The following is a 20,856-nucleotide window of genomic DNA, read 5'->3' on the forward strand; positions in this document are numbered from 1 at the left end:
CAGGACCTGCGGCGGGTACCGCTCAGGACCTGCGGCGCGACGCCTCGTACAGCACCACTCCGGCGGCGACACCGGCGTTCAGCGACTCGGCGCCGCCCGGCATCGGGATCCTGACCCGGAAGTCGCAGGTCTCGCCGACCAGCCGGGAGAGCCCCTTGCCCTCGCTGCCGACGACGATCACGACGGGCCCGCCGAGGGCTTCGAGGTCACCGACCTCCGCCTCGCCGTCCGCCGCGAGGCCGACGACGGTCAGGCCCGCCTTCTGGTACGCCTCCAGCGTGCGCGTGAGGTTGGTGCAGCGGGCGACCGGCGTACGGGCCGCCGTACCGGCCGACGACTTCCAGGCGCCGGCCGTCATCCCGGCGGCGCGCCGCTCCGGTACGACGACACCGTGTCCGCCGAAGGCGGAGACGGAGCGGACGACCGCGCCGAGGTTGCGCGGGTCGGTGACCCCGTCGAGCGCGACGATCAGCGGGTCCTCGCCGTCGTCGAAGGCCGCCGCGGCGAGGTCGTCGGGGTGGGCGTACTCGTACGGCGGGACCTGGAGGACGAGGCCCTGGTGGTTCAGGCCGTTGGTCATCCGGTCCAGCTCGGGCTTGGGCGCCTCCATCAGATGGATGCCGCCGCGGTCGGCCGCGAGCTGGAGCGCCTCGCGGACACGCTCGTCGTTGTCGATGAACTGCTGGACGTAGAGCATCGAGGCGGGCACGCCGTCGCGCAGCGCCTCGAAGACGGGGTTGCGGCCGACGACCATCTCGCTGGCGCCCTTGCCGCCGCGACGCGCCACCTGGCGGCGGGCGGACTGCTTGGCCTTGGCGTTGGCGACGCGGTTCTGGACATGGCCCTTGCGCGCGGACGCGGGCGGTGTCGGGCCCTTGCCCTCGAGCCCGCGGCGTCGCTTGCCACCGCTGCCGACCTGCGCGCCCTTCTTGTTGGACGTGCGGCGGTTCCTGCGCTGGCTGTTCCCGGCCATGACCTACCTGTTTCGTTGCTTCAGAAGTGCTTCTAGAAATGCTTCGGAGGGTGCGTCGGACGTGCTTCGGACGTGTGTGCGCCACGTCAGGTGTTACGCGTCAGCGTACGCAAGTGTGCCGCCCGGCGGACCGGGCGGCACAGATGCCCAGGTCAGCGCGGTCCGAGCGTCCAGCGCGGGCCCGAAGGGCCGTCCTCGATGACGAGTCCGGTCTGCTGGAGCTGGTCCCGGATGGCGTCGGCGGAGGCCCAGTCCTTGCGGCCGCGCGCCGCCTCGCGCTGTTCCAGTACGAGCCGTACGAGTGTGTCCACGACGCCGTGCAGATCGTCCCCCCGGTCCGTTTCGCCGGCCCAGTGCGGGTCGAGCGGGTCCAGACCGAGGACGCCGAGCATGGCCCGTACCTCGGCGAGCCGGGCGACGGCCGCTTCCTTGTCGTCGGCGGCCAGCGCGGAGTTGCCCTGCCGGACGGTGGTGTGGACGACCGCCAGCGCCTGCGGGACGCCCAGGTCGTCGTCCATGGCCTCGGCGAAGGCGGGCGGCACCTCGTCCGCCGCGTCCACGATCCCCCCGGCCTTCTCCACCACGCGCTGGACGAAGCCCTCGATGCGCGCGAAGGCGGACTCCGCCTCGCGCAGGGCCTCCTCGCTGTACTCGATCATCGAGCGGTAGTGCGGGGTGCCGAGGTAGTAGCGCAGCACGATCGGACGCCAGTGCTTGACCATCTCGGAGACCAGCACCGAGTTGCCGAGCGACTTGGACATCTTCTCGCCGCTCATGGTGACCCAGGCGTTGTGCACCCAGTACTTGGCGAACTCGTCGCCGTACCCCTTGGCCTGCGCGATCTCGTTCTCGTGGTGCGGGAAGATCAGGTCGATGCCGCCGCCGTGGATGTCGAAGACGGAGCCCAGGTACTTGTGGGCCATCGCCGAGCACTCCAGGTGCCAGCCGGGCCGGCCGCGTCCCCAGGGGGTCTCCCAGGAGGGCTCGCCGGGCTTGGCGGCCTTCCACATGGCGAAATCCCGCTGGTCGCGCTTGCCGGTCTCGCCCTCGCCCGAGGGCTGGCGCAGATCGTCCAGGTCCTGGTTGGACAGCTCCAGGTAGCCCGGGAAGGAGCGGACGTCGAAGTAGACGTTGCCGTCGGCCTCGTACGCGTGCCCGCGCTCGATCAGGCCGCGCATCATCTCGATCATCTCGGTGATGTGGCCGGTGGCGCGCGGCTCGTAGGTGGGGGGCAGGCAGCCGAGGATGTCGTAGCCCGCGTTGAAGGCGCGCTCGTTCTCGTAGCCGATCGCCCACCACGGCCGGCCCTGGGCGGCCGACTTCGTGATGATCTTGTCGTCGATGTCCGTGACGTTGCGGATGAACGTCACGTCGTAGCCGCGGTAGTCGAACCAGCGGCGCATGATGTCGAAGTTCAGTCCCGACCTGATGTGCCCGATGTGCGGGGCGGCCTGCACGGTGGCGCCACACAGGTAGATCGAGACACAGCCCGGCGTGAGCGGGGTGAAATCACGGATCTGCCGGGCGCCGGTGTCGTACAGCCGAATAGTCACGCGACAAGGGTAGTGCGCCTGGGGTAGTGCCCCGCGACCCTTTGGGCCACGGGGACACCCAAGCGTGACAATTGTGACCTCGACCGGCTCAGAACGCGGCGGGCCCGGACGCGACCGGCCCGGCACAAACGGGCCCGGTCACGGCCGACCCGGATGCGGCCGATGGCTCGGACGCGGCCGGCCCGGACGCGGCCGACGGCTCAGATGCGGCCGACGACCTTGCGCGGGGTGATACGGACGACCACGCGCTCGGCGTCCTCGCCGGAGGCCGGGTTGAACTCGGCGTACGGCTTGCCGGTGTACTTGAGGGACAGTTCGTCGATCAGCTCCTGGCCGCCCTCGGTGGTCAGTTCCGCGGTGCCGCGGATCTCCGCGTACGTGTACGGGGCGGCGGTGGGCTGCGCGACGACCGTCACCCGGGGGTCGCGGCGCAGGTTCTTCTCCTTGCGGCGGCCGACCGTCGTCGAGATGAGCACGTCGTTCCCGTCGCGCTTCACCCAGACCGGCGAGACCTGCGGGCTGCCGTCGGGCTGGATGGTGGCGATGCTGACGAAGATCGGCTCGTCGAGGAGGTGCTTGAGCTCTGCGGAGAGTTCGGCTGACATGACTGCCTTCCTGATGCCTGGCACACGGAGTGAACGGGGTGAACCGGAATGAACCGGAGGGACGGACACCGGTTCGCGTACCCGTCGATGCTCCCTCAACCCACGCCCGCGGACCGGCATTTCAGGCCGGTCGGTCGGCAGGCGTCCGTCGCGAACCGACGGCCCGTCACCGACCGGCCCGCCCCGGACCGACGCCCGCCCCGGACCGGCGCCTGTCCCGGACTCGACGGCCTGTCCCGGACCGACGCCTGTCCCGGACCGGCCGTCGCGGGACAGGGTCCCTCGCGAGGGCGGTCAGTCGCTCCGTACCACCAGCGCCGTGGCGATCGCGGCCAGCCCCTCGCCCCGGCCCGTGAAGCCGAGCCCGTCGGAGGTGGCGGCGGAGACCGCGACCGGCGCGCCGACCGCCGCGGAGAGGACCTTCTGCGCCTCTTCCCTCCGCTTGCCGATCTTCGGCCGCACACCCACGACCTGTACGGCGACATTGCCGATCGTGAAGCCCCCGGCCCGGACGATCCTCGCGGCCTCGGTGAGGAGGGTGATCCCGGACGCGCCGGACCACTCGGGGCGGCCGGTGCCGAAGTGGGCCCCCAGGTCACCGAGGCCGGCGGCGGAGAACAGCGCGTTGCAGGCCGCGTGCGCGACGACGTCCGCGTCGGAGTGGCCCGCGAGCCCGGGGCCCTCGCCCTCCCAGAGCAGACCCGCGCACCACAGCTCGCGGCCCTCCTCGAAGGCGTGGATGTCGGTGCCGATCCCGACCCGCGGCAGTACGGCGGCCAGCGGCGGCCGGCTGTCAGAAGCCATCGTTGGCCCTCCTCCGGGCGAGTACCGCCTCGGCCAGCACCAGATCCAGCGGCCGGGTCACCTTGAACGCCTCCTCGTGTCCCGGCACGACCACCACGGGCGCGCCGAGCCGCTCGACCATACCGGCGCAGTCCGTCGCGCCCTCACCGACCGCCGTCTCGCTCCGGTGGGCGCGCTGGAGCGTCTCGCGGTCGAAACCCTGCGGCGTCTGTACGGCGCGCAGCAGCGCGCGCTCGGGCGTGGCGACGACCGGCTCGGGCTCGCCCTTCTCCCGGGGCTCGACCTGCTTGACGGTGTCCGCGAGCGGCAGCGCGGGCACGACGGCCGGCGCTCCGTCGCGTACGGCCTCGACCACGGCGTCCACGGTGTCCACGGGCACGAGCGGGCGGGCCGCGTCATGGACCAGGACCGTGGTGATGCCGTCGGGCAGGGCCTCGATACCGAGGCGTACCGACTCCTGGCGGGTCTCGCCGCCGGGTACGACGAGATAGTCCGTGCGCGCGGGCAGCGCGTGGTCGTCGAGGAGGTTCTTCACCTCAGGAGCGCCCTCGGGCGGCGCGACCACGACGACGAGCGAGACGGCACGGGACGCGGCCATCGCGCGGACGGCGTGGATCAGCATCGGTGTGCCGCCCAGGGTGCGGAGCGCCTTGGGGGCGCCGGGACCGAGCCGTACGCCCCGGCCTGCGGCGGGGATCACCGCGGCGGTGCGGTGGGGCCTGGCTTCCTCTGACATCGGTTGCACTCCGGCAGGTTTGTTTCCTCGGCCGACATGGGTATGGCCACAGCGTGCCGGGCGCGACGCCTTGACCGGACCCTTCCGTGACACCGGATCGAGACGTACCGCGCCGGCCGCGAGCGACATGTCGCGACACTTGTGTGGTGTCGCGAGCAGCACGACACGTCAATGTGTACGGGGGATGCATACGGAATGTCGGACGGGATGCGGGTATACGGACATGCCGCAGCGCCCGGCGACGCAGCCTTTTCCTCATAGCTGGTCAGCGGGCACCACGGCATTCAGTGCTTCACTGCGTCAAGATATTCAGGACGCGAGGACCTCGTCGAGCAGAGCCTCGGCCTTGTCTTCATTCGTGTTCTCCGCGAGAGCCAGCTCGCTGACAAGAATCTGCCGCGCTTTGGCGAGCATGCGCTTCTCACCTGCGGAGAGTCCACGCTCACGCTCCCGGCGCCACAGGTCGCGCACGACTTCGGCGACCTTGATGACGTCGCCGGAGGCGAGCTTCTCGAGATTTGCCTTGTAGCGACGGGACCAGTTCGTCGGCTCCTCTGCGTACGGTGCCCTGAGCACCTCGAAGACCCGGTCCAGCCCGTCCTGACCGACCACATCGCGCACGCCGACGAACTCCGCATTGTCCGCCGGTACACGCACCGTCAAGTCGCCCTGGGCGACCTTGAGCACCAAGTAGGTCTTGTCCACGCCTTTGATCTGGCGCGTTTCGATGGCCTCGATCAGCGCGGCCCCGTGATGGGGATAGACCACGGTGTCGCCAACCTTGAACGTCATGTGACAGGTACCCCTTCCGTGGCTATCCAGGGTAACACGAGAATGGCATCTTCTGAATGGCGTTTTCGCAGGTCAGGGCGCATCTCGGGGCTTGACAACAGCGCCAGGAACGTGCTGCGAGCGGCTTCCGGAAGGGGGTATTCGCAGGTCGGAGCGGCTGCACGGGCACCCGGAAACATGCTCGTCACCCACCGTGAAACCCCTCCCGAAGAGACCGAACGTCCCGATTTGCCGGATTCAAGGGGTCGATCTTCCCGTACTCCGTTCGGATGTAGGTCACTCGTACGACGGGAAGTGTGACGGAAGTACAACGGAAGTGGGAGGGATTCTGAATTTGATCACCCCGGCCTCCCACGCGGTATTCGTAAGGAATGTGGACACCCGGCGGAATTGATCACCGGCATTATGTGAACGGCGTGCGAAACACCGAGATCGCGTAGCTGATCGCAGGTGTGATCAGAGGCGCGGCGGATGTGACCGAAGGCGCGATCAGAGGTGCGATCCGAAGCGGGATTCGGAGGCGGGACCGGCAGGGTGACCGGTGCGCCCCACGCGGCCGGGACCGGACGGAACCGGTCGGGGGCGGGTCGGGTGCGGGGCCGCCACAACGGCTCGGTAACCTGAGGGCCGCTGACGCTTCTTTAGCCCGATCCCAGGTTGGTCAGCTCGTCCTCAGCCCCTCCGTCCGTACGTCCTAGGAGATGCCGCCGCCGTGAGCCGCAGCCTTCGACGCGGCGCCCTCGCCGCTACCGCCCTCGTGTTCTCGCTCGCCACGCTGTCCGCGTGCGGGGCCGGCAACAACGCGCAGACCCTCGGCGTCAGGCCGGACAACGCCGCCACCTCCGTCGACGTCATCACCATCCAGAACGCGACGGTCGTCACTCAGCCCGAGGCCGACGCGGAGGGCCTGGCGGTCGTCACCGGCACGGTCTTCAACAACGGCAAGAGCGCGCAGACCCTCGACTCGGTCAAGCTGCCCGGCACCAGCGCGACGGTGAAGCTCTCGCCGGCCAAGGGCTCGGGCCCGGTCACCGTGCCGGCCCACGGCTCCGTCCAGCTCGGTGGCGCGGGCAACGCCTCCGCCGTGATCGAGAACGGCCGCGAGGCCGCGAAGAACGGCGACGCGCAGCAGGTCGTCTTCACGTTCAGCAAGACCGGCGACGTGGGGCTGCGTGCCTTCGTCTGGCCGGCGGACAGCTTCTTCAAGGACGTGGGCCCGAGCGCGCTGCCGACCCCGCCGGGAAGCTCGGTCACGCCGTCGGGAACGCCCGCCGCGGGTGCCGAGGGCGAGAGCGCCGGAGGCGAGAACACCGGGGGCGAGGGCGCCACCGGAGGCGAGAACGGCCAGCAGGACGGCCCCGCGGACACGACGCCGTCGGACTCCTCGTCCGCCTCGCACGACGCCGCGGGCTGAGGTACGGCACGACATGGCTGTGGCGCCCCGCCCGGGATCCGGGCAGGGCGCCACACCACAGCCACACGCCACGCGCCACACATTGACGCGCGTCACGCCACACATTGACGCGCGTCACCTCACACATGACGCGCGTCACACGTCACGCGTTCACCCGCGTCACGCGCGGAATCTCAGGCGCGGGGAGAGTCGGTTTACGGCTCGAACTTGTAGCCCAGGCCGCGGACCGTGACCAGATACCGCGGGGCACCCGGGTCCGGCTCGATCTTGGCGCGGAGCCGCTTGACGTGGACGTCGAGGGTCTTGGTGTCGCCGACGTAGTCCGCGCCCCACACCCGGTCGATCAGCTGCATCCGGGTCAGCACCCGGCCCGCGTTGCGGAGCAGCATCTCCAGCAGGTCGAACTCCTTCAGCGGCAGGTCGACCTTGCCGCCGGAGACCGTCACCACATGACGGTCCACGTCCATCCTGACCGGACCCGCCTCCAGGGCGGCCGGGGTCACCTCCTCCGGCTCACCGCGACGGCGCAGGACCGCGCGGATACGGGCGACCAGCTCCCGCGAGGAGAAGGGCTTGGTGACATAGTCATCAGCCCCTATTTCCAGGCCGACGACCTTGTCGATCTCGCTGTCCTTGGCGGTCACCATGATCACCGGGACATTGGACTTGCCACGCAGCTGGCGACAGACCTCGGTGCCCGGCAGGCCGGGCAGCATGAGGTCGAGCAGGACGAGATCGGCGCCGTTGCGTTCGAACTCATCGAGCCCCGCGGGCCCTGTGGTCGCGATCGCGACCTCGAAGCCTTCCTTGCGGAGCATGTAGGAAAGGGCGTCGCTGAAGGATTCCTCATCCTCGACGACGAGCACTCGGGTCACGGAAGGACCTCCGGGGCAGGAATCACGGTCGGGGTATCCAGCTCGATGCTGGGGTCAGTGTCGTAGCGCCGGTCGACTTCGTCCGGGCCGGTGGGTGTGCGGTCCCGTCCGGCGCCCGCCTCGGGCAGCCTCAGGGTGAAGGTGGAGCCCTGGCCTTCCGAGCTCCATACGGTGACCTCCCCGCCGTGCGAGGCGGCCACATGTTTGACGATGGCGAGGCCGAGCCCCGTACCGCCGGTGGCCCGGGAGCGGGCCGGGTCCACGCGGTAGAAGCGTTCGAAGATCCGCTCGCGGTCCTTCTCCGAGATGCCTATGCCCTGATCGGTCACGGCTATCTCGATGAGGTCCCCGCCGGTGGCGGAGACGCGGTGCGCGGCGATACCGACGCGCGTGCGGGCCGGGGAGTAGTTGACGGCGTTCTCGACGAGATTGCCGAGAGCGGCGGCGAGCTGGCCGCGGTTACCCCATACATACAGATCGGCCGTACCGCCCGAGGCCATGGTGATCTGCTTGGTGGACGCGGGCTGCCGGGACCGGTCGATGGCCTCGGCGACCAGTTCGTCCACCCGTACGGACTCCGAGTCATCCAGCGGGTCGTCGTTCTGCACCCGAGAGAGGTCGATGAGTTCCTGTACGAGATTGGTGAGCCGGGTCGCCTCGATCTGCATACGGCCGGCGAAGCGGGTGACCGCTTCGGGGTCGTCCGAGGCGTCCATGACGGCCTCGGAGAGCAGGGAGAGCGCACCGGTGGGAGTCTTGAGTTCGTGGCTGACATTCGCCACGAAGTCACGCCGTACCGCTTCGATACGGCGGGCTTCCGTGAGGTCCTCGACCAGAAGGAGGACGAGGCGGGAGCCGAGCGGGGCGACCCGGGCGGAGACGGCCAGGGCCTCCCCCCGGCCCGTACCGCGCCGGGGGAGATCCAGCTCCACCTGCCTTATCTCGCCGTCGCGCCGGGTGTCGCGCGCCATGTGCAGCATCGGCTCGACAGCGAGTTTGCCGCCCCTGACCAGTCCCAGCGCGTACGCCGCGGAGCTGGCCTTGACCACGGAGTCGCTCTCGTCGAGAACGACAGCGGAGGAACGGAGCACGGACAGTACGGTGTCGACGCCCGGGGGCAGTACGGCATCCGTGTGCAGGGAGGTACGGGTGGGTCTTGCCTGGTCGCGTTCGCTCCAGCGAAACGCCAGCATGGCGATCACGCCGGTGCACACCCCGGCGATCGCGGCCAATGCGGCGACCGCCGCGTTCACGTCCATGTATCCCAGGTTATGCGCGGTCACGGACGCTCTCCCAGCCCTACGAGTGTCTCCTGCGACACTCGTCGCCCAGAGTTCACCGAGGGGAAAGTGCCGGTTCATTTGTGAGGGAGGAGCCGGACGCGTAGCGGCCGGAACGTGGGAGCGTGGGGGCACAGCCCCCGGCCTTCGGCCCCGGGCAGGAACGTGAAGAGAGGGACAACCCCATGCGGGACGCGTACCACGAGGAACTGGACTCGATAGGCGAGGATCTGGTCGAAATGGCCCGGCTGGTCGGTTCCGCCATCGGGCGGGCCACCACGGCCATGCTGGACGCGGATCTCAAGCTCGCCGAGAGCGTGATCGCCGCCGACCAGCGGGTCGACGACCTGCAGCACGACCTGGAGGCCAGGGCCATCGCGCTGCTGGCACGGCAGCAGCCGGTCGCGACCGATCTGCGGATCGTGGTGACCTCGCTGCGGATGAGCGCCGACCTGGAGCGCTCCGGCGACCTGGCGCAGCATGTCGCCAAGCTGGCCAGGCTCCGCTTCCCGGTCTCGCCGGTGCCGCACGATCTGCACGCGACGATCCTGGAGATGGGTCAGCTGGCGCAGCGCCTGATGGCGAAGGCCGCCGAGGTGATCATCACCAAGGATGTCGAGCTGGCGCTCCAGCTGGAGCAGGACGACGACGAGATGGACCTGCTGCACCGCACGCTCTTCCAGCACCTGATGGACGACCGCTGGAAGCACGGCATCGAGACGGCGGTGGACGTGACGCTGCTGGGCCGCTACTACGAGCGGTTCGCGGACCACGCGGTCGCGGTCGCGAAGCGCGTCGTCTTCCTGGTGACGGGCGAGCACGCGGACGAGATCCAGCCGGTGGACACGCCGGTCGAAGGGGCGTAGGGCCGGCCGGCGGATCCTCCCGAGCGCGGGGAGAACGCGGACACCGCGCCGGGAAGCGCCGAATGGCGCGCGGGACAGCGGAACGGCGCGAAGGAGCGCGCGGCGGCGCCTGCGCACATGCGCCGTTGATGCGCCCGCCCCCCTGGGCATGCAATGGGCTCAGGCGCCATCCACGCACGCCTTCGAGGAGGATCCCATGGCCGATTCCCCTACTCACGTCCCCGGACAGGAAGCCCCCGCGGCCCCTGTCCCCGTGACCCGTCTGCCCGTTCTCGGCGCATGCGGCTGCGGCTCGGGCTGCGGCTGCGGCTGCCAGTCGGGCGGCTCATGCCAGTGCGGCGGCGGCTGCGGTTGACGCGAAGAGCCCCGTCCAGCAGTGCGTCACACTGCGGACGGGGCCCTTTCGCGCGTCGGCGCGTCGGCGCGTGCGCCGGGTCTACTTCTTCTTGCCCTGGTTCTTGACGGCCTCGATCGCGGCGGCCGCCGCGTCCGCGTCCAGGTATGTGCCGCCCGGCGTGACCGGGTGGAAGTCGGCGTCCAGTTCGTAGACGAGCGGGATACCGGTCGGGATGTTCAGGCCCGCGATGTCGGCGTCCGAGACCCCGTCCAGGTGCTTGACCAGCGCGCGCAGGCTGTTGCCGTGGGCGGCGACCAGGACCGTACGGCCGGTCAGCAGGTCCGGGACGATCGCGTCGTACCAGTACGGCAGCATCCGCTCGACGACGTCCTTGAGGCACTCCGTGCGCGGACGCAGCTCGCTCGGGATCGTGGCGTAGCGCGGGTCGTCGCTCTGCGAGAACTCCGTGCCGTCCTCCAGCGCCGGCGGCGGGGTGTCGTACGAACGGCGCCACAGCATGAACTGCTCCTCGCCGAACTCGGCGAGCGTCTGGGCCTTGTCCTTGCCCTGGAGCGCACCGTAGTGACGCTCGTTCAGCCGCCAGGAGCGCTGGACCGGGATCCAGTGGCGGTCCGCGGACTCCAGCGCGAGCTGGGCGGTGCGGATGGCGCGCTTCTGGAGGGAGGTGTGCAGTACGTCCGGCAGCAGGCCGGCGTCCTTGAGCAGCTCACCGCCGCGGACCGCTTCCTTCTCGCCCTTGTCGGTGAGGTTGACGTCCACCCAGCCGGTGAACAGGTTCTTGGCGTTCCACTCGCTCTCGCCGTGGCGGAGGAGGATCAGCTTGTACGGTGCGTCGGCCATGGGCCAAAGCCTAATGGACCCATCGGACGGGCTTCGATTGACGTCTGCCGTCAATTGAGTAGCGGTCCTGGAGCCACGGTACGTAAGTTGCCCTTGGCCATTCGGCCACTTACCGGGCCGTCCGGCCGTCACCGCTGTTTCCGGGGGGATTCCGCATGTCCGTCGCCACGTCGGCCGCCGGTCTGAGACGCGCCGTGCGGGAGAGCGTCTCGGGGCTGCCCCGGGAGTTCTGGTGGCTGTGGACCAGCACGCTGGTCAACCGGCTGGGCGCCTTCGTCGCCACGTTCATGGCGCTCTATCTCACCCTGGACCGGGGCTACTCCGCCTCGTACGCGGGTCTGGTGGCCTCGCTGCACGGGCTCGGCGGGGTCATCTCGTCGCTGGTCGCCGGGGTGATGACCGACCGGTTCGGCCGGCGGCCCACGCTGCTGATCGCGCAGTCGTCCACGGCCGCGTCCGTCGCGCTGCTCGGCTTCATGCGGGAGCCGGCCGCGATCGCGGCCGTGGCGTTTCTGGTCGGCATGGCCTCGAACGCGTCGCGCCCCGCCGTGCAGGCGATGATGGCGGACATCGTGAAGCCCGAGGACCGGGTGCGGGCGTTCTCCTTGAACTACTGGGCGATCAACCTGGGCTTCGCGATCTCATCGGCGGGCGCGGGTTTCGTCGCGCAGTACAGCTATCTCGCGGGGTTCCTGGGCGAGGCCGCGATGACCCTCGCCTGCGCCGTGCTGGTCTTCCTGAAACTGCCGGAGTCCCGACCGGAACGGGGGCCGGCCGGGGCTCCGGCGCGCGCCACTGCCGGAAAGAACGCCGGAGCGGGACCCGGGACGGGGACGGGGACGGGGACGGGGTCGGGGACGGGGGCGGGGGCGGCGCCCGAGGCGAGCATCGGGATGGGGACGGTCCTGCGGGACGGCCGCTTCATGAGCGTCGTCTCGCTGTCCTTCGTCGTGGCGCTGATCTTCCAGCAGGGTTTCGTCGGGCTGCCGGTGGCGATGGGAGCGGACGGGTTCACCAGCGCCGACTACGGTTTCGCCATCGCGGTCAACGGCGTCCTGATCGTGGTCATGCAGATTCCGGTCACGCGCTTCATCCAGCACCGCGATCCGCGCCGCCTGCTGATCGTCTCGTCGGTGCTGGCGGGATACGGCTTCGGTCTGACGGCGTTCGCCGGGTCGATCGCCGTCTACGCGCTGACGGTCTGCGTGTGGAGCCTGGCCGAGATCGTCAACGCCCCCACCCAGACCGGGCTGGTGGTGCGGCTCTCGCCGGTCCATGGCCGGGGGCGCTACCAGGGCATGTACACCATGTCCTGGTCGGTGGCGGCCCTGGTCGCCCCGCTGATGTCGGGCCTGGTGATCGACCGCTTCGGGGCGGCGTGGCTCTGGGGCGCGTGCGCGGTGCTGGGGACGGTGGCCGGGGCGGGGTACTGGCTGCTGATGCGCGGCTTGGATCTGGACGAGGGGACGGAAGGGGTCCCCGCGAAGAAGCCGACGGAGGGCGTCCCCGCGAAGACACCGGCCGGGCCGTCTGCGGCGGCCCCGGCGGAGACGGAGGCCCCGGCGGAGACGGCGGCGCCGGCCGAAGCCCCGGTCAGGACACCGGCCGAGGCCCCGGTCAAGGCCGCCGCTCCGGAGGCGGGGGCCGCGTAAGTCGCGTAAGTACAGACGGCGTCAGCGCAGCTCGCGCTGTGCCTCGTACAGATTGCGCGGCCGGATGTCCTCCGGGCTGCCGTACGCCTCCAGCCGTGTGTGCAACTCACCCTGGAAGTCCGGCACATCGATCTGGTCGAACTCCCGCACCTCGCTGATCCCGGCCGTCACGCTGTACGGAGCGATCTCGTCGATCTTGATCAGCCCGGCGCGCTCGTTGGTGACGGTGACGTTCCAGTGCGCGAACCGCGCCCCGTACAGCGGCCCCGCGATCGCGTCGCCGCCGTGCCGGCCGTCGTTGCTGACCGTGATCTCGGTCCGTACGTTGGCGAAGGGCATTCCCCGGTGCGTGTCGAACGTGCCCATCTCCATGCGCCCGCGCGACCAGACGTTGTAGCTGGACAGCCCCTCGACGTTGATGCCGTGCAGCTGCGTGCCCGCCGGCGTCGGAACCGTACGCCGCTCGATCACGAAGTCCTCGATCAGATTGTCGTGCGAGCCCTCGCGGCAGTAGTACGGATGGTGCGAGCCGCGGCCCGCGACCCGGGTACGGCGCAGGGTGCAGGCGGAGGCGCCGATCAGGCCGAAGCCGTTGTCGACATGCCGTACGACGACATCCTCGGCCCAGCAGTCGTACGCGCACTGGAACGCGACCCCGTTGTAGCCCTTGTCGAGGAGGTGCGGGGACTGCGGGGTCTCGATGGCCTCCAGGGTCAGCCCCTCGACGCCGGATCCGGTGAGCGGGGTGACCGAGGTGGTGAACCTCGGGTCCCACTCGGGGCGTACGTCCAGCGGAAGCGGACGTTCGAGGGTGACCTCCCGACCGTGTACGGCGGTGATGCGTACGGGCCACTCGTACGGTACGTACGACGTCAGCTTGGTCATGGCCGCCCAGTCGTACGCCTCGGCGCCGGGGCCCCCGCCCGCCATGTGCTCCAGGAGGGTGTGGTCCGCGTCATCGGCGAGCTGGAGCAGGACGAACTGGCCGCGCCTGAGCCGCGAGGCGTCCCGGACGGTCACGGACCGGTCGCCCCGCTTGCCACGGGCGACGGCGGTGAGGGTGCGCCATTCGTCGCGCGCGTTGCCGGTCCAGCCCTCGAAGGGCCAGTCGCGCGCCTTGATGGCGGTCGTGAGCGTGTCCCAGCGCTCCTGCGGGCAGAGCCAGATGAGGCCGCCGGCCCAGGACCAGCTGGATTTGTCGCCGCCGTAGCGGCTGCCGTAGGGGCCGATCACCTCGGTGAGGCTGCGGGTCGCGTACAGCTTCGTACGGTCGCTGCCCGCGCCGCGCAGGACGACGCCGCTGTGCGCGATCCGGATCACGTCGTCGATCCGGTAGGTGCCGGGCGGGATGGAGACCGTGCCCCCGCCGCGCTCGGCGGCAGCGGCGAGGGCACGGTTGATGGCGGGGGCGTCGTCGACGGAGCCGTCACCCTGGGCGCCGTACGCGCGGACATCGGCCACGACCGGGTACCGCGGCAGGCCGCGCGCACCGGCGCCCCGGCCCGCGCGCCCCACGTACGGGATCTGCGGGTGGGTGTACGGCGACGTGGCGAACTCGCGCCACAGCGCGGACGTCCTCGGCGGCCTGCGCTCACCGGCGGCGGCGGTTCCGGTGAGTCCTGTGGCCATCGCTCCGGCCGCGGCGGCGACGGCGATCGCGGTGCCGAGCACCGTCCGTCTGCCGACGGCACGGTGACGTCGGGGCTCCATCGACATGGTCTCGCCTCCATGTATATGAACGATGTTCAGGTGCGCGTCTGGAGGTGAGCATGCCATGGCCGTGGGCGCCCGGGAAGATGTCGAACGCGGAGTCGTTCGGCGGAATTTCGCGCCGGACGGACAGGCGGGCCGGATCACATCGCGTGAGCTGAAGCACGGTCACGTCAGGGCGGGTCAGGACAGGTCAGGTCAGGTCAGGTCAGGACGGGTCAGGGCAGGTCAGGCGGATGGACCGGACGGGGCCCGGGTCAGGTGGGCGAACGCGTCCAGGTTCCGGGTGGACTCCCCCCGGGACACCCGCCACGCGTACTCCTTGCGGATCGCACTCGCGAACCCCAGCTCCAGCAGGGTGTTGAAGGAACCGTCCGCCGCTTCGAGCACCGAGCCGAGCAACCGGTCGATCTCGTCCTCGGTGACGGACGCCAGCGGGAGTTTGCCCGTCAGATAGATGTCCCCGAGCCCGTCGACCGCGTAACTCACCCCGTACAGCCGGAGGTTGCGCTCCAGCAGCCAGCGGTGGACACCCTCGGCGTTCTCGTCGGGGTGCCGGATGACGAAGGCGTTGAGGGACAGCGCGTGCCGGCCGACGCGCAGGGAGCAGGTCGTGGACAGCTTGCGGGTGCCGGGGAGGGTGATGACGTACGAGCCGGGCTGCGGGCTCTCCCACTCCAGCCCGGCGTCCTTCAGCGTCTGCTCGACGACCCGCGCGGCGGTCGCCGCCTGCGAGGAGTCCCGGGAGGTCTGCTGTCCGTCGGCCATGGAGCGAGCGTACGTCAGCGGGTGTCGGCGCGTGGGCCGGGCGACCGCGGTGGAGACGGTGCGGTACCTGCGTGTACGTACGTCACGGCCCGGGTCGGTACGCCGGCCTGGAGGCGTGTCAGTCCGTAGGCGTGTCAGTCCGTACGCGTGTCAGTCCGTACGCGTACGTCCGTCCGCCCGTGCGCGTACGTCCGTCGGCGCGTACGTCCGTTACGTCATCAGTACGTCAGCCGTGATGCGCGCGGGCGCGCCGCCGGTGGTCGTGCACCGCGGCCGTGTAGACGTCCGCCGTCGCCGACGCCGCCGTGTCCCAGCCGAAAGACTGGGCGTGGCGCGAGGCCGCCGCGCCCATCCGGTCCACCAGCTCCGGGTGGTCGAGGAACTCGCGCAGCGCCCGCGCGTAGGCCGCCGGCTCGTGGCCCCTGACCAGAAAGCCGGTCACCCCGTCCCGTACCGCCACCGGCAGCCCGCCCACGGCCGCGGCCACCACCGGGGTGCCCGCCGCCTGGGCCTCTATGGCGACCAGGCCGAAGGACTCGCTGTACGAGGGCATGACCAGCACGGACGCGGCCCGGAACCAGTCCGCCAGCCGGGTCTGCCCCACCGGCGGCCGGAACCGTACGACATCGGCGATCCCGAGCCGCGCGGCGAGCTTCTGGAGCCCTTCCGGCTTGGCCAGACCGCTGCCGCTCGGACCGCCGACGACCGGCACGACCAGCTTCCCGCGCAGCGAGGGGTCCCTCTCCAGGAGCACGGCCACGGCGCGCAGCAGCACGTCGGGGGCCTTCAGCGGCTGGATACGGCCCGCGAAGACCGGGATGAAGGCGTCCTGCGGAAGCCCCAGCCGGGCGCGCGCGGCGGCGCGGCCGTCGGCGGGACAGAAACACTCCAGGTTCACCCCGGGGTGGACGACGGCGGCCTTGGCCGGGTCCGCGTCGTAGAAGCGGACCAGCTCCGCGGCCTCCTCGTCCGTATTGGCGATCAGCCGGTCGGCGGCGCGCACGATCTGGGTCTCGCCGATGACCCGGGCCGCGGGCTCGGGCCGGTCGCCCTCCGCGAGCGCGGCGTTCTTGACCTTCGCCATGGTGTGCATGGCGTGGACGAGCGGGACGCCCCACCGCTCGGAGGCGAGCCAGCCGACATGGCCGGAGAGCCAGTAGTGGGAGTGGACCAGGTCGTAGTAGCCGGGGCGCTGGCCGGCCCACGCCTGCATCACCCCGTGGGTGAAGGCGCAGAGCTGCGCGGGCAGCTCCTCCTTGGCCAGGCCCTCGTAGGGGCCCGCGTCCACATGCCGGACGAGCACACCGGGGGCCAGCTCGACCGCGGGGTCCAGGCCGCCGGTCGTGGCGCGCGTGAAGATCTCCACCTCGATGTCGATGGCCGCCAGCCGCTTCGCCAGCTCGACGATGTAGACGTTCATGCCGCCCGCGTCGCCCGTCCCCGGCTGGTGCAGCGGGGAGGTGTGGACGCTGAGCATGGCGATCCGGCGCGGTCTGCGGTGCTGGCCGGGGAGCCGGAGACGGGGTGGTCCCACGAACGTGCCTGCGATACGGGACACGTACTGGCTCACGTCTACGGTCCTCTCCCGCGGAGATCGGAGCATGGCAGAGAGGAGGGTCGCTACACCCTCCGAAGGCGCACAACAGCGGAATCCCCTCCCGCATTTCCGTTTTGCCAAATCATTACCGGTGAACGCTCAACCCGTCCGCCCCGGCTGTGCTCCCCCACCGGGCCCGTCCTGTCTCTCACCGGGCCAGCCCAGCCTCACCCGGGCCTGTGCTCCTCCACCGGGCCCGTCCGTACCGCCGCCCGGTGTCGTCCGTACCGCCGCCCGGTGTCGTTACGCTCGTTCCCATGGCGCCCGCGACCTCCCGTTCCCCCCGCCCGGTGGGCACGGTGACCCGTGGCACCACCCACCAGAACCGGCTGCGCCGCATGGACCGCTGGATCACCGCCACGCACGGTCCCGCACTGCGCCGCTCGGCGGACCCGGTCGTGGTGGATCTGGGATACGGCGCCGCCCCCTGGACTGCGGTCGAGCTGCTGCGGCGGCTGCGTACGGCCGAGCCGCGTACCGAGGTCGTCGGCGTCGAGATCGATCCGGCCCGGGTCGCCGCCGCGCTCCCGTACGAGCGGGACGGGCTCCGGTTCCGGCACGGCGGCTTCGAGGTCCCGCTCCCCGGGGGCGTACGGCCGGTGCTCATCCGCGCGGCCAATGTGCTGCGGCAGTACGAGGAGGACGAGGTCGCCGCGGTCTGGGCGCGGTTGTGCGCCCGGCTCGCGCCCGGCGGCCTGCTGGTCGAGGGGACGTGCGACGAGATCGGCCGGCGGCATGTGTGGGTCGCGCTCGGGCCCGAGGGGCCGCGGACGGTGACGTTCGCCACCCGGCTCGGTTCGCTGGACCGGCCCTCCGATCTGGCCGAGCGGCTGCCGAAGGCGCTGATCCACCGCAATGTGCCGGGCGAGCCCGTCCACGCGTTCCTGCGCGATTTCGACCGGGCGTGGGCCGCGGCGGCTCCGTACGCCTCGCTGGGCGCGCGGCAGCGGTGGATCAGGGCCGTACGGGACCTGGCGGCCGACTGGCCGCTCGCGGACGATCCGCGCAGGCGGCGGCAGGGCGAGGTGACGGTGAACTGGTCGGCGCTCGCGCCCGGTTCGGGCAGCACCGGCTGACCGGGGAACGCGGGTGGCCGCCCGTTCGTCCTCACAGGGGCGGGTGCTTCCTGTGAGATGCCGGGTCCCTCTGTCCCTTTGCCCGAGGGCATGACACGATCGCGGCGGCGGATGCGATTGCTGACGATAGGTCAGATTCGTTCGTGCCATGTGGTGGTGTTGGCCCGGAGGGGGAGCTTGGTGAACCGACGTCACAGTGCCGCTGCCGCGATCACCGTGGTCTGCGCGCTCGCCGTACTGGCGTCGCCGGCCCTGATGAACGGGGCGTACGCGGCCCCCGCCCCGCCACCCGCCCCCGCGTCGACCACGTCCGCCGTCGCCCCGCCACCGGTCGAACTGCCGCCGGGCGCCGACGCGTCGGCCGGCCCCGGCTCCACCACCGGCTCGGGCGGGAAGTCCCTCGAAGACATCCGCAAGGAGATCGAGGCCCTCTACCAGAAGGCCGCGTCCGCCACCGACGCGTACAACCTCGCCGAGGAAGAGACCAAGAAGCAGTCGGCCGAGGTCATCGAGCTGGCGGAGGACATCGTCACCGGCCAGCTGCGGATCGACGCGCTGAAGAAGCGCGCGGGCGCCGCCGCCCGCGCGCAGTACAGGGGCGGCGGGCTGCCGCCCGAGGCACAGCTGATACTCACCGACGATCCACGGCTCTTCCTGGACGCGGTGGGACGAATACAGCAGGGCCAGAAGGCCACCCACAATCTCATCGGCGAGCTGTCCCGGGCGCAGGAAGACCTCAAGACGTACACCGCCGACGCGTCCACGCAGTGGCAGCGGCTGGAGGCCGGCCGGGTCAAGAAGGAGAAGGCGAAGAAGGAGATCACGAAGCGGATCGCCGCCGCCGAGAAGCTCGAAGCGAGCCTGGAGAAGGAGGAGCGGGCGCGGCTGGCGCGGCTGGAGAGCGACGCGGCGCTGAAGGCGCAGACGGCCTGGCTCGGCTCCGGCGCGCTGAAGGACATCAACCGCTCGTCGAGCGCGCGGGGCAAGAAGGCGATCGCCTTCGCGACGGGGGAGATCGGCAAGCCGTACGTCTGGGGCGCGGAGGGACCGGACTCGTACGACTGCTCCGGACTCACCTCCCAGGCATGGGCGGCGGCGGGGCGGCCCATCCCGCGCACCTCGCAGGAGCAGTGGCGGCTGCTGCCCAGGATCGACATCAAGGACATGCGCCCCGGCGACCTGATCATCTACCACCAGGACGCGAGTCATGTGGGGATGTACATCGGGGACGGCGCGATCGTGCACTCCCCCCGTCCTGGCCGGAATGTGACACTGGCGGGCGCGGGCTCGATGCAGATCCTCGGGGTCGTACGCCCCGATAAATAGGCATGATCCACGCAGCCTTGTCTCATACGGACAGACCGGGACCTGTACGGACTCACACCGACTTCTTCCGACGCGTACACGTGGGCGATGAGCCCGGAGCGGCCGTACGTGATGTTTGTCATGGCCGCTGGGCGCCCGATCCCGCCAGATGCGTGACGGGAAGCGGCATATGACGCTGGCTCTTCACCGATACGGCATTCCGCTGGGGCGGCGGCTAACGCTATGGTCCCCGTCTGGTGAGGCGTCGATCGTCGCCCCACCCGCGCCCTCGGGGGGAGGGAAAGGAATCCCAGACCGATGCCCGTACCCGTACCCGTTCCGCGGCAGCGCACAGGTCCAGCGGTGGAGAGGCAGCCCGCCGCGGAGACCGCCAAGGGCGGCGACCTCGTCCTCCTCGTCATCGAGGACGATCCGACGGGCATCTTCACCGCCCCGGAGCTGCCGGAGGGGACCGGCACGCGCCTGCGTATCCGTACCGCCCGCAACCTCACCGAGGCCGAGCGGCTGCTCACCGACGACATCCACTGCATCCTGGTGGACCTGGCCCTGCCGGGGACGGGCGACAGCGACGAGCTGGCCCCGCTGAAGGACGTCCTGCGGCTCGCACCGCGCCATGCCGTACTCGCGCTGGCGGCGGAGGGCGACGCCGAGCGCGCCGCCGCGGCGGTACGGGTCGGCGCCCAGGACTATCTCTTCCGCGACGAGCTGGACGGCCGGCTGCTGAGCCGCGCCATCCGGTACGCCGTCGAGCGCAAGCGGGCGGACGTCGCGCAGCGCCAGCTGACCGAGTCCCGGCTGCGCGCGCAGGAGAACGCCCGGCTGGAACGCGGACTGCTGCCCACTCCGCTGCTCCAGGGCTCGGAGCTGAGCTTCGCGGCCCACTACCGGCCCGGCCGCTCCAGGGCCCTGCTGGGCGGGGACTTCTACGACACGGTGCGTACGCCGGACGGCACGGTGCACGCGATGATCGGCGACGTCTGCGGCCACGGCCCCGACGAGGCGGCGCTCGGCGTGGAGCTGCGGATCGCCTGGCGGGCGCTGACGCTGGCGGGCCTCTGCGGTGACCAGTTGCTCTCCACGCTCCAGCAGGTCCTGGAGCACGAACGGGAGAGCGAGGAGATCTTCGCGACGCTCTGCACGGTCGACATCACGCCCGACGGACGGCGGGCGGGCCTCTGTCTGGCGGGCCATCCGTCACCGCTGGTCACCCGCCGGGGGCGGGCGGCGCAGTTGCTCCCGTACGAGGAGGGCGGCCCGGCGCTGGGGCTGCTGCCGCGCGCACGCTGGCCGCGCCGCCAGGTCGAGCTGGGCGGATCGTGGAGCCTGATGATGTACACCGACGGCCTGATCGAGGGCCGGACCGGGCCCGGCGCGAAGCAGCGGCTCGGCCAGGAGGGCATGGTCGAGGTGATCAACCGCCAGCTGGCCGAGGGCCTGAGCGGGGACGACCTGCTGGAGGCGGCGGTCGCCCGTGCGCGCGAGCTGAACGGCGGTGAGCTGACCGACGATGTGGCGGTGCTGCTGCTGGGGCGGGACGGCGCTCAGCCACCCGCGCGCGCCGCGCGCACCTGACCCGCGCGGACCTGCCCCGCGCGCACCTGCCCGCTCACCTGCCCCGCGCGACCCGCCCC

General features: G+C 71.0%; 18 protein-coding genes. 6 read left to right on the forward strand and 12 right to left on the reverse strand.

The genetic code is table 11. The features are described 5' to 3' along the window. Positions 1-22: 22 nt before the first annotated feature. From rlmB to ACIOGX_RS20480, 6 genes are all read right to left on the reverse strand, one after another. Positions 23-973: a 23S rRNA (guanosine(2251)-2'-O)-methyltransferase RlmB gene (rlmB, locus tag ACIOGX_RS20455; protein WP_129767137.1), complete on the reverse strand. Its 951-nt coding sequence runs from the start codon at positions 971-973 to the stop codon at positions 23-25. Positions 974-1,125: 152 nt separating this feature from the next. Beyond that, positions 1,126-2,526, reverse strand: a complete 1,401-nt coding sequence (gene cysS, locus ACIOGX_RS20460) for a cysteine--tRNA ligase (RefSeq protein ID WP_356514901.1) — start codon at positions 2,524-2,526, stop codon at positions 1,126-1,128. Between the two features lie 200 nt (positions 2,527-2,726). Beyond that, positions 2,727-3,131 (reverse strand): PPOX class F420-dependent oxidoreductase, encoded by a 405-nt coding sequence (locus ACIOGX_RS20465; RefSeq protein ID WP_356514899.1) that lies wholly within the window; start codon positions 3,129-3,131, stop codon positions 2,727-2,729. Positions 3,132-3,425: 294 nt separating this feature from the next. Continuing rightward, the gene (gene ispF, locus ACIOGX_RS20470; protein WP_356514897.1) at positions 3,426-3,935 is read right to left on the reverse strand and encodes a 2-C-methyl-D-erythritol 2,4-cyclodiphosphate synthase; all 510 of its coding nucleotides are present in this window, start codon (positions 3,933-3,935) and stop codon (positions 3,426-3,428) included. Further along, complete coding sequence (gene ispD, locus ACIOGX_RS20475; RefSeq protein ID WP_356514895.1) at positions 3,925-4,671, reverse strand: 2-C-methyl-D-erythritol 4-phosphate cytidylyltransferase; 747 nt, start codon at positions 4,669-4,671, stop codon at positions 3,925-3,927. Before ispD ends, ispF begins: the two co-directional genes overlap by 11 nt. A 309-nt stretch (positions 4,672-4,980) precedes the next feature. Beyond that, complete coding sequence (locus tag ACIOGX_RS20480) at positions 4,981-5,463, reverse strand: CarD family transcriptional regulator (RefSeq protein ID WP_003953493.1); 483 nt, start codon at positions 5,461-5,463, stop codon at positions 4,981-4,983. A 712-nt stretch (positions 5,464-6,175) separates the two neighbouring features. On the opposite strand from ACIOGX_RS20480, the gene ACIOGX_RS20485 reads away from it, so the two are divergent. Beyond that, on the forward strand, positions 6,176-6,877 hold the full coding sequence (locus tag ACIOGX_RS20485) for a DUF461 domain-containing protein (RefSeq protein ID WP_356514893.1): 702 nt from the start codon (positions 6,176-6,178) through the stop codon (positions 6,875-6,877). A gap of 194 nt (positions 6,878-7,071) precedes the next feature. Here ACIOGX_RS20485 and ACIOGX_RS20490 read toward each other — a convergent pair whose 3' ends face one another. Together ACIOGX_RS20490 and ACIOGX_RS20495 are read right to left on the reverse strand one after the other, a co-directional pair. After that, positions 7,072-7,752, reverse strand: coding sequence for a response regulator transcription factor (locus tag ACIOGX_RS20490; RefSeq protein ID WP_030353388.1), 681 nt, complete (start codon positions 7,750-7,752; stop codon positions 7,072-7,074). Next, positions 7,749-9,011, reverse strand: coding sequence for a cell wall metabolism sensor histidine kinase WalK (locus ACIOGX_RS20495; protein WP_129767143.1), 1,263 nt, complete (start codon positions 9,009-9,011; stop codon positions 7,749-7,751). Before ACIOGX_RS20495 ends, ACIOGX_RS20490 begins: the two co-directional genes overlap by 4 nt. Positions 9,012-9,217: 206 nt before the next feature. On the opposite strand from ACIOGX_RS20495, the gene phoU reads away from it, so the two are divergent. Then, on the forward strand, positions 9,218-9,898 hold the full coding sequence (gene phoU, locus ACIOGX_RS20500; RefSeq protein WP_030353390.1) for a phosphate signaling complex protein PhoU: 681 nt from the start codon (positions 9,218-9,220) through the stop codon (positions 9,896-9,898). A gap of 436 nt (positions 9,899-10,334) precedes the next feature. Here phoU and ACIOGX_RS20505 read toward each other — a convergent pair whose 3' ends face one another. Continuing rightward, positions 10,335-11,096 (reverse strand): phosphoglyceromutase, encoded by a 762-nt coding sequence (locus tag ACIOGX_RS20505; RefSeq protein WP_356514890.1) that lies wholly within the window; start codon positions 11,094-11,096, stop codon positions 10,335-10,337. Positions 11,097-11,251: 155 nt separating this feature from the next. Between ACIOGX_RS20505 and ACIOGX_RS20510 the strand changes: the two genes are divergently transcribed. Next, a complete protein-coding gene (locus ACIOGX_RS20510) occupies positions 11,252-12,748 on the forward strand; it encodes an MDR family MFS transporter (RefSeq protein WP_401914952.1) in 1,497 nt (498 codons plus the stop codon). Between the two features lie 21 nt (positions 12,749-12,769). Here ACIOGX_RS20510 and ACIOGX_RS20515 read toward each other — a convergent pair whose 3' ends face one another. From ACIOGX_RS20515 to mshA, 3 genes are all read right to left on the reverse strand, one after another. Beyond that, positions 12,770-14,464 carry a glycosyl hydrolase family 28-related protein gene (locus tag ACIOGX_RS20515; RefSeq protein ID WP_387012604.1) on the reverse strand — a complete coding sequence of 565 codons (1,695 nt, stop codon included), beginning with the start codon at positions 14,462-14,464 and terminating at the stop codon, positions 12,770-12,772. Between the two features lie 222 nt (positions 14,465-14,686). Beyond that, the gene (locus tag ACIOGX_RS20520; protein ID WP_401914955.1) at positions 14,687-15,226 is read right to left on the reverse strand and encodes a YbjN domain-containing protein; all 540 of its coding nucleotides are present in this window, start codon (positions 15,224-15,226) and stop codon (positions 14,687-14,689) included. A gap of 226 nt (positions 15,227-15,452) precedes the next feature. Then, positions 15,453-16,796 (reverse strand): D-inositol-3-phosphate glycosyltransferase, encoded by a 1,344-nt coding sequence (gene mshA, locus ACIOGX_RS20525; protein ID WP_356514883.1) that lies wholly within the window; start codon positions 16,794-16,796, stop codon positions 15,453-15,455. 284 nt (positions 16,797-17,080) lie between these two features. On the opposite strand from mshA, the gene ACIOGX_RS20530 reads away from it, so the two are divergent. From ACIOGX_RS20530 to ACIOGX_RS20540, 3 genes are all read left to right on the forward strand, one after another. Further along, positions 17,081-17,899 (forward strand): class I SAM-dependent methyltransferase, encoded by an 819-nt coding sequence (locus ACIOGX_RS20530; RefSeq protein ID WP_356514881.1) that lies wholly within the window; start codon positions 17,081-17,083, stop codon positions 17,897-17,899. Between the two features lie 180 nt (positions 17,900-18,079). Continuing rightward, the gene (locus ACIOGX_RS20535) at positions 18,080-19,225 is read left to right on the forward strand and encodes an NlpC/P60 family protein (protein WP_401914959.1); all 1,146 of its coding nucleotides are present in this window, start codon (positions 18,080-18,082) and stop codon (positions 19,223-19,225) included. Positions 19,226-19,522: 297 nt separating this feature from the next. After that, on the forward strand, positions 19,523-20,797 hold the full coding sequence (locus ACIOGX_RS20540; protein WP_356514877.1) for a PP2C family protein-serine/threonine phosphatase: 1,275 nt from the start codon (positions 19,523-19,525) through the stop codon (positions 20,795-20,797). Positions 20,798-20,856 lie beyond the last annotated feature (59 nt).

It is taken from the genome of Streptomyces sp. NPDC088147, from assembly GCF_044741565.1.
In the GTDB taxonomy this organism is placed as follows: Bacteria; Actinomycetota; Actinomycetes; order Streptomycetales; family Streptomycetaceae; genus Streptomyces.

Bases quoted from the DNA above. Each gene is read 5' to 3' on its own strand.
- rlmB (WP_129767137.1), bottom strand. From the start codon at position 973: ATGGCCGGGAACAGCCAGCGCAGGAACCGCCGCACGTCCAACAAGAAG.
- ACIOGX_RS20515 (WP_387012604.1), bottom strand. From the start codon at position 14,464: ATGTCGATGGAGCCCCGACGTCACCGTGCCGTCGGCAGACGGACGGTG.
- ACIOGX_RS20480 (WP_003953493.1), bottom strand. From the start codon at position 5,463: ATGACGTTCAAGGTTGGCGACACCGTGGTCTATCCCCATCACGGGGCC.
- ACIOGX_RS20530 (WP_356514881.1), top strand. From the start codon at position 17,081: ATGGCGCCCGCGACCTCCCGTTCCCCCCGCCCGGTGGGCACGGTGACC.
- ACIOGX_RS20505 (WP_356514890.1), bottom strand. From the start codon at position 11,096: ATGGCCGACGCACCGTACAAGCTGATCCTCCTCCGCCACGGCGAGAGC.
- ACIOGX_RS20520 (WP_401914955.1), bottom strand. From the start codon at position 15,226: ATGGCCGACGGACAGCAGACCTCCCGGGACTCCTCGCAGGCGGCGACC.
- ispD (WP_356514895.1), bottom strand. From the start codon at position 4,671: ATGTCAGAGGAAGCCAGGCCCCACCGCACCGCCGCGGTGATCCCCGCC.
- ACIOGX_RS20540 (WP_356514877.1), top strand. From the start codon at position 19,523: ATGCCCGTACCCGTACCCGTTCCGCGGCAGCGCACAGGTCCAGCGGTG.
- ACIOGX_RS20495 (WP_129767143.1), bottom strand. From the start codon at position 9,011: ATGGACGTGAACGCGGCGGTCGCCGCATTGGCCGCGATCGCCGGGGTG.
- phoU (WP_030353390.1), top strand. From the start codon at position 9,218: ATGCGGGACGCGTACCACGAGGAACTGGACTCGATAGGCGAGGATCTG.
- ACIOGX_RS20465 (WP_356514899.1), bottom strand. From the start codon at position 3,131: ATGTCAGCCGAACTCTCCGCAGAGCTCAAGCACCTCCTCGACGAGCCG.
- ispF (WP_356514897.1), bottom strand. From the start codon at position 3,935: ATGGCTTCTGACAGCCGGCCGCCGCTGGCCGCCGTACTGCCGCGGGTC.
- ACIOGX_RS20510 (WP_401914952.1), top strand. From the start codon at position 11,252: ATGTCCGTCGCCACGTCGGCCGCCGGTCTGAGACGCGCCGTGCGGGAG.